At 38.7% G+C, this 17,150-nt stretch carries 6 protein-coding genes; 2 read left to right on the forward strand and 4 right to left on the reverse strand.

All coding sequences use genetic code 11. The features are described from left to right. The first annotated feature begins 16 nt into the window (after nucleotides 1-16). Both H0486_RS05380 and H0486_RS05385 read left to right on the forward strand, forming a co-directional pair. Nucleotides 17-11,038: a hypothetical protein gene (locus H0486_RS05380; RefSeq protein WP_228352018.1), complete on the forward strand. Its 11,022-nt coding sequence runs from the start codon at nucleotides 17-19 to the stop codon at nucleotides 11,036-11,038. Then, the gene (locus H0486_RS05385) at nucleotides 11,035-13,284 is read left to right on the forward strand and encodes a bifunctional diguanylate cyclase/phosphodiesterase (RefSeq protein WP_228352019.1); all 2,250 of its coding nucleotides are present in this window, start codon (nucleotides 11,035-11,037) and stop codon (nucleotides 13,282-13,284) included. Before H0486_RS05380 ends, H0486_RS05385 begins: the two co-directional genes overlap by 4 nt. A 257-nt stretch (nucleotides 13,285-13,541) precedes the next feature. On the opposite strand, the gene H0486_RS05390 is transcribed toward H0486_RS05385, so the two are convergent. From H0486_RS05390 to H0486_RS05405, 4 genes are all read right to left on the reverse strand, one after another. Then, a complete protein-coding gene (locus H0486_RS05390; RefSeq protein WP_228352020.1) occupies nucleotides 13,542-14,411 on the reverse strand; it encodes a DegV family protein in 870 nt (289 codons plus the stop codon). A gap of 177 nt (nucleotides 14,412-14,588) precedes the next feature. After that, complete coding sequence (locus H0486_RS05395; protein WP_228352021.1) at nucleotides 14,589-15,410, reverse strand: ABC transporter permease; 822 nt, start codon at nucleotides 15,408-15,410, stop codon at nucleotides 14,589-14,591. Further along, a complete protein-coding gene (locus tag H0486_RS05400; RefSeq protein WP_228352022.1) occupies nucleotides 15,394-16,170 on the reverse strand; it encodes an ABC transporter ATP-binding protein in 777 nt (258 codons plus the stop codon). Before H0486_RS05400 ends, H0486_RS05395 begins: the two co-directional genes overlap by 17 nt. Nucleotides 16,171-16,512: 342 nt before the next feature. After that, entirely contained in the window at nucleotides 16,513-17,139 is a 627-nt protein-coding gene (locus H0486_RS05405) for a response regulator transcription factor (protein WP_228352023.1), read from the reverse strand. Nucleotides 17,140-17,150: the final 11 nt, after the last annotated feature.

Here is a 17,150-nt window from a genome sequence, read left to right on the forward strand (position 1 = left end):
AAAGGTGATGCAAGATATGAAGAAAAACAGGTTAATAATCGGCCTAATCTACCTACTTCTGTTTGTTGCGGTTGTATTGGTTATTTATGTGCTGAAAAGTGTTCGGTATACCGAATTCTTAGTATTGAATAATGATGGCTATACAATTACAAATAATGAGATTACGAAAAACCTGCAGAATGATAACCTGGATCCTGCAGATGCTGATTATAAAGCAACTCCTTTCTCAATTTCGGACATCATATATGAAAAATCTAATAATTATTACATCGGTGAAGATAAACAGCCAATTAACAAGGAATATCCGCTTTTTGTTAATAATTATACCGCTATTCTGTGCTTAACGGATGAGGGTAATCTGATCACGGATGAATTTGATTATGCCCAGACCTATTCCGGACTTTATGTAAATGATGGTATTAGCTTTAACCCGGATATGGAGCGTGCTTATCGCGAGGAATTTATATTACTTGGATTGCCCAATGGATTGTTTATTAATACCAAGAGCATAAGCATATCGGGGAGCTTTATTGTGGAGGAAAGTATACCTACAAATGCAATCATTAGATTCATGGAAAATGAAATTCGGTATTACAGCCTCAATGGTGACGTGTTTCAGATGTATAATATTAAACCATTGCTTAGCAACTCCATAATAAAAGTAAATGGCAAGGAATACTCCTATTATGATTTCTTGGAGAAGCTGGGTTTATATGAAAAAGCGACATTAATTGAACAAGAGGAATTAAGAAAAGAAGAGGAGGCTGTATCCACAACACCTACTCCGATTGTGTATGATGAGGATAATACCATTAACAAGCCGGATAAGGATAAGAAGATACCCGCTAAACCGGAGGAAACATCAAATGAAACGACGAATCAGAATGTTCCTTCGAGAGCAGAAGAGGATCATAAAAGGGATAATCGGAATAATAAGGACAAGAAAGATACAACTTCCGATACGACACAGGATAGTACACCAAGTAAACCCAACGATATGATTACGATTACTCCTATACCTCCAAAAGCAGCCGATTTGCCGGAACCAGCAAAACCGGTAGAAGCTGTTGGAGCGCAACCGGATATAGGAGGCGGTGATATACCACAGATAGATATACCAGAGGAAGAAGTTCCCGAGGAGGAAATCCCTGTTAACCCTAATTGGAAAAAACCGGTTGTTACTCTGGGGGATTTTACATCTACTGTATATACCATTCAGTCTGCAGGAATGGTGATTGAGAACTCAGAATACTTATATCGAACTGGTGTTACATTCAGTATCTATGAGAACTCAAAGCTGATCATGAGAAAAGCATTTGTTCAATCAACCGATGTCGTGATTGGACCATTAAAACCCGACACGCAGTTCCATGTCGAAGTTGAGATGGAGTATTTGAATGCACAAGGAAGAAAGCTGAAGGAGGCAATAGCTACAGCGGATGTAAAGACACGCCCGCTTAGCGAACTGACACCGTTGCGGTTTAATTGGACAAATGGCGATCTTTTCCCTAATAAGATACAACTGGCTAATCTTACGATAACAAATGCGATAAAAGGCACATCTGAAAAAACTGATGATAATGGAAACACCAAAGTAGAAGAGACCTATATTGAAACAGTCCTTTATATGAATCGTATGGAGGTTATCATAACTTCTAAGGAGGATGAGTCCTTAACCTATACCATGCTGGTCTCCGCGAAAGACCTGAATGCTTTGAAAACAGGAAAGTCTGTGTTATATGAATCGAATGGCAGGATTCTATCAAGCACAAATTATTATTATGAATTTATTTGCTATGACCGGTTTGGTAATATATTGCCACTTGACGGAATAGTACGTGGAACAACACATACCTGTAAGCAACCGCCAAGGGAAAATATTACGCTACTTGTTAATGAAGTGAAGAACATTGAAATGAAGCTCAGTACGGATAATCCTGACAATGCTATGATTGTGGAAGGAAGTACCTTCTTTGTAATTTATGACAGTGAGGATAATCCGGTAATTACTACTATTACACGTAAAGGTAGTGATGGTCAGTATTCAGAGATCACAGAGCAGAGTGAGAAGCATCTTCTATATCCAGATGGTGATACCATCAAATTTCTGGATTTGCTTGATAGTTCCGTATATAAAATACGGATATTCTGTGATTATGACATTGATGATAATCACGGGATATATCAATATGCTAACATTGGAGAGTTACTCTTTACAACGATGAAAATCTCAGATTTGGGCTTTGCTTTCTTCAGGATTGAGATGAAGGAGGTTAAGGATGATTCTGCGGTTCTTTCTCTTACATTGGATAAAATGAGAACGGACAAAAGATTAGTAGCGTTATTCACGGATATGGACGTGACCTTCCTGCATGATGAGACACAGGATGGAACCGGAATAAGTGTAACCTATAAAGTGGATGATGGTACACCGTTTGGTGAACGGCCGGAAGTACTGCCGGAGAATAATGGTACCATTTCCTTAACGACAGAAGAGATTAATCTGATAAAGGCACAATATCGTGAAACAGATCCGTTAAAGACAACCTTCCTATTCCGCCTGGATAATCTAAAGAGCAACTCAAAATACAAAATAATAGTAACTCCAAAGGTACAAATTGGTACAGTGGGTAATGTCATTCATCGGGAGATAAAAACAATCTGTGATCCTAGTGCCTTTACAACTATGAAGAAGATGCCAGTAATTGATATCGATTCGATCTATGCATCCGCTAATTTTATTAAGCTTTATGGCGTTACTGTAAATGACCCTGATGGAGCAGTGTTGACATATCCGGTTACGATTCAGGTATATGATGAGGATGGAAGACAAATCTATTCTCATAAAATAAATTCAGCAGATAAGGTTTCTGTCATCAGTGTTGATAAGCTGGAAAGGGAAAAGTATTATACCTTCCGTTTCTTTGCTGCGGAATTTAATAACGGGACAGATATGACGACCTATCGAAGAAATTACGAGATATACTATTCTCCACTAGCAGAAAAAGAAGAGTATCTTAAGATTATGACAAGAGAGGCAGTATCTGGCTCGATACAATTACTTCAGCTGAATCAAAATAAGACGACTGATATTGTTGAAATAAAGGCAAAAGACATGAAGAGCCATAATAGCAAAATAACTTTGTATCAGGAAAAGCGCTTTTCCAGCAATAGTCAGAAATCTTGTAAATACAGTCTGACCGTCGATTTTGGAGATCGGCCAGTTAATAGTATTCAGCTTCAATACTCCTTTATTGGTAGTACGAACTATAAGTTGTATACCGTGGATCCTGCCACAAATCCGTCCGCAACTCCAATTGCTGAGTTAACAGTAAGTAATCAGACTGTGAACTCAGAAACACCTAGATGGACCGAGATAGTATATTTAAATAATGGTGTTACTCTCACAGGACAGCATACAATCTATATTGAAGCCGCCTCTACTGGAACAGCAGCGATTAACTGTCTATGGGGTGTACGTTTTCAAAATACAGAACAATGTGCCGCGAACCATTATTATGCAAATATGAATACCATACTGGAGGATGCACGCGGTGAGCTTGGCGATATTCCATCCTACGGAGTTCGTATCTATTGTGATGGAGTATGGATTGATACAAGAAGACATGAATGGGTTAAGAATACCGATGGCAGCTTTACTATGAATATGTATCAGGTAGCGGGTGATTTGTCGGAGACCTTAGTGGATTCAAAACGGTTTGAAGGGGAAGAACGAAGTATTAACACAGACTTTTTCTATGAAGTGGAAAAATACGATGAAAAGATGAGATACCACACATATCGTTTTGTGCTATACGGATATGTAGCCGGCTATGAAATCTTGCTTGATTCGGATGAGTTTACTACTAAGGAAGATATTATTTATATCAAGGATGAATATGATCTCGCCAATGTCAGATATGCGCCATCGAAAAAATACTATGTAATTAATGATATTGTATATCCAGTTGATACGAGCAATATTACCGGTGGTGCTAGCTTTAGTGGGGAGCTAGACTTCCGTGGACATACTCTTACTTATAACAGTGTAAGCAACCTAATTCCGACAATAGGCTATACAGGAACGCTGAAGAATATGGTCTTTACGTTCGGAGAAGGTTGGGGAGAGGATAAACGAAGGCTATTCCAAAGAATTGTTTCGAACAATTATGGTCATATACAGAATATAAAAGTGATATATAAGAATGGTAATGTTGATCCGGGCTATTTAGCGAATAGTGGTGTCATCTGCAATATGAATTATAGTAGTGGCGTAATAGAGAACTTTGTGATTGATTATCAGGATTCCTATATATCAACCCATTATAATGGCGGAGTTTGCTCTCAGAATATGGGGATCATTCGTAATGGTTATATATATGGAGAGCCAATGAGACGAACCCCGTCCGAAAAGCTCACAGAAGTACAGTACAATTATGTTATGTATATGGGAGGCATTGTTGGTCTGAATCGTACCAGTGGAGTCGTGGAAAATGTATTCTCTCTGATTGATTTGGAGACCAGAGAGCAACTTAGTAATAGTGATTATGCATTTGGTATAGTGGGTCTCAATGATGGTACCATACGAAACAGCTTTACGACAGGTGATGTTACCTATGGAGGAAAAATACGAATGGATTATGGACCTGCCTACAAGAACAGATTTGTAAGTAGTGTCGCTAATAACGTATTCTATTATTCTGAGAAGAATTATGGCAATACGGATAATCAATCCATTACAAAGAGAGTGCTATATGATAAGGTTTGGTATGACTATTTATTCAATAAATCAGGTAGCACCAAAAAAGGTCAGTATGATTTAGAACCAGTAGACATGGGGTATTATCCCCATGTAGTATGGCCTGAGTTTATGCCATTACAGGAATATATACCACTTCCAGGTATATCAGATGCAGATAAAGTTACTATCTTAGACACAAAGGTTGTGGAACAGGGAGATGATTATGCTGTTGCAGTGATCACTCTTCATAATCCGGATAAATATAAGATAACGAATTTTGAAATTCAATTCCTGAAGGCTGAGATTATTTCACAGGAGGAAGATGGCAAGTTTTACAGGGTAAAGGTTCGTTTGACACAGGCACCTGTAACCAAGTATTACTCCTCGTATGAAATTAACTCCTTTACATTTACATATGGTTATTATAATCAAGAGAGCATCGTGAAATATCCGTTTGGGGATGGTCCTACGGTAGCAGCAGAGTTTTATAAGCCAATTCGTACAGTTGAGGATTGGGCAACCATAAAGGACGATTATAAGCAGAATTACCGTCTGTATGCTGATTTGGATTTCATGTACCGGGCTCCATCCACTGTGGTAATAAGCGCAGATGTCACGAATACAACATCGGGCGATGCATTCCTTGGTAAAATCGATGGAAATAATCATAAGATCAGTTATATGGATACTGGAGAATATGGTTATGTCATAGGTAAGCTATCTGGCGTTGTAAAGAATCTTACGGTTGAACAGCTGGATCTAACCAAAGGAACAGGACTTTATAAAGGTTTTATCGGACGAATGCTAGAAAAATCAGCAGTGGATAATGTTCATATTCTTGGAATGGAAGCGATAAGCTATCAGCATTGTGGATCCATAGCAGGTGATATCTATGCTGCAACGATCATGAATTCCTCTGCCCATGATGTAAACATTGTTGCGAAGCCGGATGGTAATTATACGCAGTTTGTTGGAGGTATAGTAGGTAAACACAGAATATCTGCTACAAACACCATATATGGTAATATGTCCATCCAGAATTGCTATGTGGACGGACTTCATATGGAGATATTAACGGCCGGAGACTGCGGAGGTGCTGGCGGTTTAGTTGGTTATATCCGTGCAAGTGCTGAGATTTATCATGTTTATGTCATTAATAGTACAATTGAGACAGTATATAAGAATGCTGGAGGATTAATCGGTTCTGTAGATACCCTCACTAATAGTCATGCAAATCAATATAGTCTAAAGGATTACTATGTTGATGTGGATATATACTCAATTACAGAGAGATGTGGAGGTAGCATTGGCTACTCGTTGGTAGAAAACTCCGAGAAGGAGGAATATGGACTTGCCCTCGGTAATGTCACATCCAGTCTTACATTACTCGATGAAGAACTAAAACCTTTACCTTTACAAGTAGGGCGTTTCTATGGATATAGTAAATATATATCAGAAAGCATATATGGATATGAATACTCCTTAGTAAATGGAGAGGTGAACACAACGGATGAACTGACCACATTACTTACCTATCAGCAGCTGACAAATCCTGATAGCTATGATAATATGATTGGTATTTTAAAATGGGATGAGGACTTTGCCGTTAATGAAGAAGAGCTGGCGCAAGGAATTATGCCAAAGCTAAAGAAGGCAGGAAGTGATGAATTACTGAAATACCAGTCGGATTATTATCTGGAAAACAATGCAATCAAGGTAACGAAGGTTGATCACTATGAATATCCAGGTTACTTTGAGGTAATTGTTGAAACAGAGCATTCACCGGAGCTTAATATTACCGGAGCAACCTTTAGGGGATTGGAACAGGCTGAGGGACAGGAACCAGTTACAATCCTGCCAACAGCTACTGGTTCAGTACTTAAGTATAAGCTGCAATTAGAAGGTTATTACGACAGCTATTATTTGACCAGTATTCTATATACTATGAGTGGGAATCCGGATGTTAGATCACAGAGTGTGTATGTGAATCTTCAGATACCCCCACAGTATATGGAGATATCTAGTTCGGATGAGTGGAATATCAAGATGGCTGAGCATGGTCAGAAACGATATAATATTCGAATCACCGGTGATCTTGATTTCTCACCCCATGGTGGCAACGCTGTTACTGGAGTTCTTGTTAACCATATGATTGGTAGTACAATCAATAAAGATAACTGGAAGACTATCAGTGGAATTAATATGGTAACAGATCAACCCCTTGTGGCAGCGGCATTCGGTAATGTGAATTATTTGAAGTTTGATAATATTACACTTAAGAAAACCAGTGCAACACCGATTAACAGCTATGGAGTTTTCTCTGCAGTCACTGGAGAGATGCATGATTTGCAGTTCACTAATATTACAATTGATGGTGTTGGCAGTTCTTATATCGGAATTACCGCCCAATCCTATGGTATGAACTACGGTATTACGTTATCCGGTATTTCTGTAAGGGGTACCTATTCTACAGTTCCGACGAAACGAGGCGCAGGTGGTTTAATTGGAAGATTATCAGGATCAGGCGGAATATATGATGTAAGAGCTAGAAATATAGATACAGAGGGAAGAGGCTATGTAGGAGGAATAGTCGGAATTCAGGAGGATGGCAGATATCTCTGGGATATTCATGTAGAGAATACGGTAGTGGTTTCCTACAACCTGTCATATAATTATGCCGGTGGTATCGTCGGATATGCAAATGATACATCACTTGGTGATATGTCTGGAAATATGAGTGTGAAGCGTGCGGTTATCTATGGTAGTTCCTATGTTGGTGGAATTGCAGGAGTTGGCAGCATGTATGGTGACAAGACAAAGACCGGCATTGAGAAAGATCCATATCAGGCTTCTGCTCAGGATGTATTTGTTGTTGGTAATACAAGCTATATTGGTGGTATAGCAGGACAGGGTTCCGTCCAACGTACAGAGGTAAGAAATTCACAAGTGTATGGTAACAATCAAATTGGTGGTGTTACCGGTAATGGACATGTATATTTAGCTTCGTGTACTGATTCAATTATTAGTACAGTATTTGATAGGGATGATGGACAGAGCTATAATAATGTATTTCAAAATGCCGCTGGTTCCAAAAAGCAGTATTATGAGAACCTGCGGGATACTACAACGGACCCTCAGGAAAAAGCAGTTTATGGTAAAGCTGTTACCGCTTTAAATCTGTTACAAACGACTACGAGATGGAACAGTATTCCTAGTAGTAGTAGAAATAGAATTGGAGGTATCAGTGGACGAACAATCTATGTTGCTAATGCAATTGTAGCAAACTGCCGGATTGGCTCCAATGGAGCGACTGCCGTGGGAGGTATTGTAGGAAGAACGGAATTATCTTCTTACAATATAAGTCCTTACCAGATTACTGCCTGTGGAACACAGAATTGTGAGATATATGGAGCATCCGATATTGGAGGCATTATAGGAACTCATTGGCGAGCAAAGATAGAAAGCTGTTATAGTAATAGTATAATTACAGCGACAACCGAAAATGCCGGGGGTATTGCGGGAAGTGTGAAAGCAACTAACTTATATAGCGTCAGTGAAACTCCTTATGCGAATCACTTGTTCTTTGCAGGAAAAGTAATTGGAAAAACGTATGTTGGTGGAATAATTGGGCGTATGAATCAAGATTTATTTAGTGTCAATGAAGGTTGGCTGATGATTGGAGACGTCCAGGTGACTAGTAGTAGTGGTGTATGGAATTACTTCCTTAATAAGTATCCTGGTGATTCGGACAGAATCTATAAATCCATGGTATATGAGGACAGTACGGTGTCAATTGGAGCAAACCCGGCAATAAAAGCAAGCAAGTACTATCAAGATTATCCTACCCTGCTTTTATATGACCAGATAAGTATCGTAAATAGTTCGGAACTAAGAACGAAGGATACCTATGTAAATGACGATAAACTTAACTGGAGCGCTGAGACGGAAAGTTATTCTGTACGTTACTGGAATTATGCAGGCCTTAATAATGGATTTATGCCTTATCTTTCACATGCGCCTACAAATAACTATGATTTGGATTCCTCTATTAAAATCATGAAGTATCAGGAAGGATATGTTCCAGATCCGGTTACTGGAAAAGCGGTGATGGATCCAGCTACAGGACTTTATCAATACAAATATGAAACGTATGATGGAGGTATTCCAATTCCGGGTAGCGGTAATGCAATTGTAACACGAGCACTCATGAGGGCTAGGCCAGTGGCAGAGTCAGTTCCTAGAGCGGAATTCTATACCGTCGATGCGGATAAGCTAAATATTGAATTCTCGGATATTAATCCGGATGCTACGGTCTATATCACGGCTGATGGAGTTGTAGTAGCTGAGAGCAAGATTACAAAGCGTACCATTACTTTGAATTACAATTTCAGGAGCGAGCTGGAGATTAAGGTGACAGATGGTACGGATGAGCTTACGTACAATGTATGGCCGGAGGATGTATGTCGCAATGTTATGACATGGAATAATGACTACTATTATGTGGCCACAAATGTAATTAAGGGAAGCAAGGCCGATATCAATGGTCAATATTTGAATATGTATGCCGGTCATGCAATCGACATATATGGAAATGTAATTGATGTTGAGAGTGGACAGAAGATTAGACAAGTATCAGAGATCAGTATTGCACAGGAGACACAGCCTGCTTTTAAATTTAACTACGAGGGCTTTTCGATTGAGACTTACAAGTCATATTCTCTTGTTAATGATTTAAATAGGGATAAGCTAAGACTTTATGTAAAAAATGGTGAATTATCAGCAATATCAAGTAATCTTCCTGTGACATTAGATAGCATTATTCTAGATCAATATAATGGTAGCAGCTATTGTACCGTATTGACAAATGAAGGTGTAATAGTTGATATGACGGCTTCAAAAATAAATATGCCAAAGGATTTTGATAACGTGAACATACAGTATATGACTCATAATATTAATAGTACGAATCATATTCTTCTGGTGAGATATTATGATGGAGCAGTTGCCGGATTTAATTACATAACAGGAGAAAAGCTGGATATTGACAGTCCACGCGGAACTGAAACACAATTTACGGTGGAGAATGGACTGGACAGACGATCAAAAAATACATCGATGGCTAATTTTGCCGATGCATATATGGATGTAGTGGAATTTAAAACCAACTTACAGGATATAGGCTGGGCTGAAGTAAATGGCCCGAATGTGGAAGGTGGAGATGCTGTATCCAGTGCAGATGCCAGAATGAATAAAAATATATCAGCATCCATGTTTGTCGAAGATACCTTTGTAATGCAGGATGGAACCACTGCTGGAGACTTAAGCGGAGAAAGCAATAACCCCAATGAGGTCGAGAACGGTGGAGATGAATATGAAGCTGAGATAGAAGGTAATGGAAATGTGGAAGGTGCTTATCAGGAAGAGGAACTTCAGAATTCTTCAGTAGATGGTGAGAAAACAGCGGCCGGTTCGTTAACATTACCGGAACAGACCTCTATCAATGCATCTGGTACAAATGGATATGATGTTAATGGTAATTTGGCAATATTAGAGGATGTTGCTTCCTTACAGACTGCAATTGATTCTATTGCTCAAAACGGAACAACACAACAGAATCTAAACCAGATTGCTTCTGCGATTAGTTCCATGGACGGAAAGGGCCTGGAAGCATCAACGATAGCGGAACTAAAATCAGATTTATTTGCCTCTGTCAAAGCATATAACGATAGGATGAATGGTGATGGTAATATGCTGGTTATCACAGATGAAATGTTCCATCAAGCAAATAACACACCATTTGGTAACACCAATTTGACGGGATTACCTGATACAATGCAGTCAAACATGAATGATAAACAGCAAAATGATAAAGAGAATGCTATAGTGGGCAAAAATGGAAATGATGAAACTGGAATTAACGAAGACAAATTGCCGCAGCGAACACAAAAGAAGCCTGACAAGGATGAGGACGCAACAGTAGACAGTGATTCTACGGTACATTCCAACAATGATACTACCTCCACTTATATTCCGGTATATGATATGGAGAAATCAAAATATGTCATTTATGATGAAAGGGATTTATTGACGAAAGAGGATAATGAACTTGAGTCAATGAATGATAAAGTGGAAAAGGCGGGACATATGATTGATTACCGGTCAAAACAGAAGGCTGATATTCAAAATCCGGGTGATGAGAACCTGTATGGATATATACTTCTGTCAGGAACGGTTCTAGGAATTGCCTTCCTTCTCAGCGTACTAATATTACGAAAACGTAAGGAGGAAACATTATGAAAATAAGATGTTTTGTTGCTGTCATATTAGGTGTAATATTGATAGGAGCAGCAGTCCTCCTGACGGTGGGTACAAAACAAAACAATAGCGGTCTACTTCAGGAATATGCTAAGAAGCAGCTTGAGAATGAAACAGAAAAGCTTGCTATGAAGCTTACCATGTTCATATCCGGTAATATGGATAATATTGTAGTATTATCTGATAAAATTGCTCAGATAGAAAAAGAAAACTGGGATCAGAAGGAACTCGGAGAGTTCTTGCAGAAGGCTTCAACCCAGATGCAATATTCTGATATGAATCTCTGTGGAACGGATGGGAAAGGTATTGATCTGACAGGAAGGGAACAGAAGGTTGACTTCTGTTCCTACTACAAAAGTGCTCTTATGGGTGATACTACGGTAGCAATTTCGAGCTTTTATGAAGGAAGCACTTCAGACTTAATGATTTATACGACACCCATTCGTGATAACGGAGAAATCGTAGGTGTATTACGGGCTTCAATGGAGTTGGAGGTCCTTCAGAGTATGATGTCAACGATAACCTTCCGCGGTAAGGAGGATATTTATCTGCTGAAACGGAATGGTGCTATTATTACTGAGATTTCGGAAGAGAATAATACGGACTTCTTCTCCCTTATCAAAATGGAGGATGATTCATTCTCTCAGCTGCAACAAGTGATAAAGCAAGGAAAATCCATTCTTACAGAGGCATCAATAGATGGAGAAGTATGTTATTTAAGCTTTAATGGAATTAAAAACATTAAAGAAGGGGGAGTCATGCTAACCATTCCCCGTGACCAATTACTTTCCTTGTTTGAATTTGATGAAAAGGTAAACCTGAACAATTGGCAGCTAATCCTTCTATTAACGGTAATCATTTCGACGATCGCCCTTGCTACAATAGCATTAATGGAAAGCATCGGGAGATTACGTGTTCAGGATCTTGCTTACTATGACGATGTTACAGAGAGCATCAATTACAATGGCTTTCGAAAGGAAGCTCTTGCACAGTTACATAAACCAGTGGAAGATGAATATGCCATCGTCGAAATCTCGATTGACCGTTTTGACTACATAAAAGCTTTCTTTGGTACTCAGGAAGGCAAGCGGATCTTTAAATTTATATCTAAGGTGCTTAAGGAAAACATGAAAGAAGGAGAATTATTCTGTAGATTCAATACAGACTACTTTTTACTCTTTTTAAGCTACCATAGTAAAGAGGAGCTTGCTAATCGTCTTAGCTTTTTGGACATAAAGATGAGTCGTTTTGACGAAAAGGATAAGGAAAATGATAAGTACGAATTAAAGCTTCATTATGGAATCTATTGCATTGAGGAAGACGTTGATGATATTGATGTTATGGTAAGTAGGGCATACCTGGCTTTATTGCAGGTGAAAAATGACCGAAAACAACCATATGAGTTCTATAGTAACGCAATGCAAAGTAGAATCCTGGACGAGAAAGAAATCGAAGAGCATATGTATACGGCATTAGAGGAAAAGGAGTTCTTGGTTTATCTTCAGCCGAAATATGATCTGAATACCGGGTTGCAAGTAGGTGCAGAAGCATTGGTTAGATGGATGCATCCAGACAAAGGACTTATGTATCCTGGTCGTTTTATCGGTGTATTTGAAAAAAACGGATTTATCGTAAAGCTAGATATGTATATATTAGATGTTCTTTGCCATAGACTGAAAATATGGATGAGTAAAGGATATCGACCCATGCCTCTGTCAATCAATATATCAAGACTTAATTTGTTTGATGAAAATTTTGTTGATAATATTGAAAGTACATTGGAGCGATATGGCATCCCTGCTAATCTCATAGAAATAGAAATAGCGGAAGAAGTAGTTACAGATAATATTGATCTGCTTTCCTCGCTTATTATTCGTCTGAAAGAATACGGATTTCTTATTTCCATGGATGATTTTGGTACAGGAACAACCTCTATGAGTACATTATATAATGTTCCGGTGGATGAGTTAAAGCTGGATCGAAAATTCTTACTAGGTGCAGAAAAAACAGATCGTGGTAAGAATGTGATTAAAAGTATTATCGAGCTGGCGAAGCGCCTGGATATTAAAGTGGTATCAGAAGGTGTTGAAAACAAAAGTCAGGCACAGATGCTGAAGGAACTCGGCTGTGATATGATCCAGGGTTATGTATTTTCAGATCCCTTACCTATCAGGGAGTATGAAGACTATGCTTATGGACCAAATGCACGTGAGAACAAGATATGGTAATTATAAACAGAGTTATATAATAACGTGAGAAAAGGAACTGTTGACATCATATGTCAACAGTGATAATAACTTACCTCACACACAGAACGGAAGGACATATTACTGATTTTGAATGCCTCAGGCGAACATGAATATTCGCCTGCTTCATACAAAATACAGCAACATGTTCTTCCGACAGTGTATTATAGTAAGTAATTATCACTGTACAAATATGACGCAACAGTTCCTTTTTTAAGTGATATTAAGAATTACAAGTTCTATCTTTTTTCTCCCATAAAACACAATCCGATGGCACCGGGACCGGAGTGTGCTCCAATGCTGGGACTGACGTAGTTGATTATCGTTTTCTTATGAGGAAGCTTTTCTTTAACGAGAGCTTCCAGATATAAAGCATCCTCAAGGGCATCTCCGTGGGCAATACAGATTATGTCTTCTTCATCCTTATATTTTCCCATACTTTCTAACATGTTGTTACATAAGGTTGACAGAGATTTTTTTCTTCCTCTGACAGAGGTGAGAGACACTAGCTGACCATCGTTATTTATGTATAGAATCGGTTTAATATTTATCATAGTACCAATAATTGCAGTTGATTTGGATATTCTACCACCACGATGCAGGTGACCTAAGTCATCAACGGTAAAACGTACACAGAATTCCTGCTTATGTTCTTCCAACCAGGTAGCTATTTCTTCTAAGGATTTTCCTTCTTCCTTCATACGAACTGCCTTCATAATAGACATGCCTTCTCCAAGGGAGGCATTCAACGTATCGATAACAATAATTTTAGCACCGGGATTTTCTTCGCATATCTCCAAAGCCCCAGCTGTAACATTGCTGCAACCACCGCTTAATGCGGATGAAAAGCTGATGTGTAATATATCCAAACCCTGATCCACATAGTTCTGAAAGGTTTTTCGGATTACTTCCGGATTACTTGCCATTGTGGTAGGCATAATGCCATTTCTCATTTTATCATAGAATTCTTTTGGAGTTAGATTAACCTCATCACCATAAGTCGTTCCCTCCAAATCATAATAATGAGGAATAATTCCTATTTTATTCTCTTTAATGTAATCCTCAGGTAAGTCGGAGTTTGAATCAGCAGTTATCACAAAATCTTTCATTTCTGGCCCCCCATTCTTCGTTATAATCCTATTCTACTAGACGTGTAAATATATAGCAAGGAAATAATGGCTACTTTTGTGAACAGACCCAAAAAACTGGAAAGTCAATAACGGATGAAGACATCCGCTTTTTGACTTTCCAAGCTTCATACGGGAGCAATAGCAATAATAATCTTATCAATGGTATTTCTTTTCGAAGTAAGTTAGAATCTTATATAGACCGGTAGCAACTATGCAAAGGATAACAATACTCATAACAACCCAGTCAAGCTTAAATACCTGACTTCCATAGATTATGAGATAACCCAATCCGGCTTTTGCTGCTAAGAATTCCCCTATGATAACACCCACTAGGGATAGACCGATGTTAACCTTCATCAGACTGATTATGGATGGTATATTGGAGGGAAGAATTACTTTAAGCAGAACGTCGCGTTTCTTGCCTCCGAGAGTGTATATAAGTTTAATTTTGTCCTCTTCCACCGCTTTAAAGTTAGAATATAAGGTGATGATGGATCCGAATAAGGCCACGGATACAGCAGCAACGATGATGGTTTTTATGTTATTGCCTAGCCATACAATAAATACCGGAGCCAATGCTGATTTTGGAAGGCTATTTAATACAATCAGATAAGGTTCCAGTACCTTTGATATATTATCATTCCACCATAGGATAACTGCAATGATTAGACCGATTATATTTACCAATGCAAAACTGATGAGTGTTTCCATAAGAGTTACACCGATATGATAGAGAAGCTGTCCACTGGCCGTCATATCTATTATTGTTGTAATAATCCTGGAAGGGCTGGAAAAAACAAAGGAATTCAGAATGCCAAGCTGCGCCGTTATTTCCCAGATTGCAATAAAACTAATCAAAATAATAATTTGATAAAACCGAATCCACCGGAGCCTTGATACATACTTTCTGACATAAGCTTGTTGAGCAGCGGAAATGCTTAAGCTTTCACTGATAACCTTGTTACGTTTCCTGCTCATGGTGATTAAGCTCCTTCCAGATTAAGTTAAAATACTCTTTGAACTCGGGTGCACTTCTTGTAGCAAAAGGTGTGCGGTTATCGAGGGAAAGCTTTATATCAAAGATTTTCTTTACGGTGCCAGGTCGGGAAGATAGTACGATAACCCGATCAGCCATACTAATTGCTTCGGAGATATCATGTGTGATAAGAATAGCGGTTTTCTTCTCTTTACGAATAATACCCCAGATATCGTCCGCTACTTCAAGGCGGGTTTGATAATCCAGGGCGGAAAATGGCTCATCTAATAGTAAAATATCTGGTTCCAGTAGTAAGGTACGAATCAGGGCTGCTCTTTGCCGCATCCCACCGGATAATTCCGATGGCTTTGAATTTTGGAACGTAATAAGCCCATAAGTGTTCATCAAATCATTAATTTGAACATAGCTGTTTTCTGAAAGCTTATGCTGTATTTCCAGTCCGAGTGTAACATTTTTCAGCGTGTTGCGCCAATCTAGTAGATGGTCCTTCTGGAGCATATAGCCAATGTTTTTACCGGAGGATTTTATGTCCTTTCCATTAATATATATGAAACCACTGCTGGGAGAGATTAAACCGGCAATCAATGAAAGCAAGGTGGATTTGCCGCAACCACTTGGTCCTACAATAGCAACAAATTCACCATCGTTGACATGAAAAGAAACATCGAAAAGAGCCGGTGTTTCCCCTTCAAGGCTATGATAGGTATAGCTGATGTGATCGATTTTTAGTAATTCACCCATAGTATTCCTCCATTTTTGCTTATACAGTATTATATGAAGGGGTAAATGAAGGGTGACTGGTTGAAGCATATTCACATGTATACGGAAGAACTGTGAAAAATATAATAGAAGGGCATATGGCTTACCTCACAAACAGACGGAAGTACAAATTGTTAATTCTGTATATTTCAGACGAACATAAAAAGTTCGTCCTATCCATACAGAATTTAACAACTTTGTTCTTCCAACAGTGTATTATGGTAAGCCATATGCCCTTCTATTATATTTTTACAGCCTTTTCTGTTAATGACAATAGAAAATTCATAGAAGCGTACTTTCTATTGTTGGGTGTCAAGAAATCCGCTACCGTATGTTCTTATAATAAAAGATAGCGATTTGTGTGCGGTCGCGTAGATTCAGCTTTTCAAGAATCGTACTGATATTATTACGTATGGTTCCCTCGCTAAGGAATAGGAGCTCTGAGATTTCTTTATTGGACAAGCCGTCCGATATCTTTGTAATGATTTCATATTCCTTTTCTGTAATACCATAACGACTGTAGCTTTTATGATCTGTGGCTTTCCCAATAAGCATAGGCAGCTTTGTAACGATTTCGTTGTCAAACACGTTCTGTCCCATGTGGACAGCCTTTATAGAGGGTATGATGCTTTCATAATTCTGCTTTAACATATAGCCCTTGGCTCCAATGTGTAATGCTTTTATGATGTATTCATCATCGAGAAATGTAGTCAAATAAAGAATTTTCGCCTGTGGAAACTCCTTTAATATGCTTTCGCCGGCTTCAAGTCCGCTCATGGGCTCCATACGAATATCCATAAGCATGACATCAGGCTTTAGCTTGCGATATAGCTCGATTCCATCCTTGCCGTTATTCCCGGTACCAATCACTGTGATATCCGGATCAGATGACAGAATGATTTTAAGGGAGGAGCATACCAGTATATCATCATCGATTAATAAGACATTCATTTCATACCAAA

Origin of the sequence: Variimorphobacter saccharofermentans (assembly GCF_014174405.1) — a bacterium.
Classification (GTDB): domain Bacteria; phylum Bacillota; class Clostridia; order Lachnospirales; family Lachnospiraceae; genus Mobilitalea; species Mobilitalea saccharofermentans.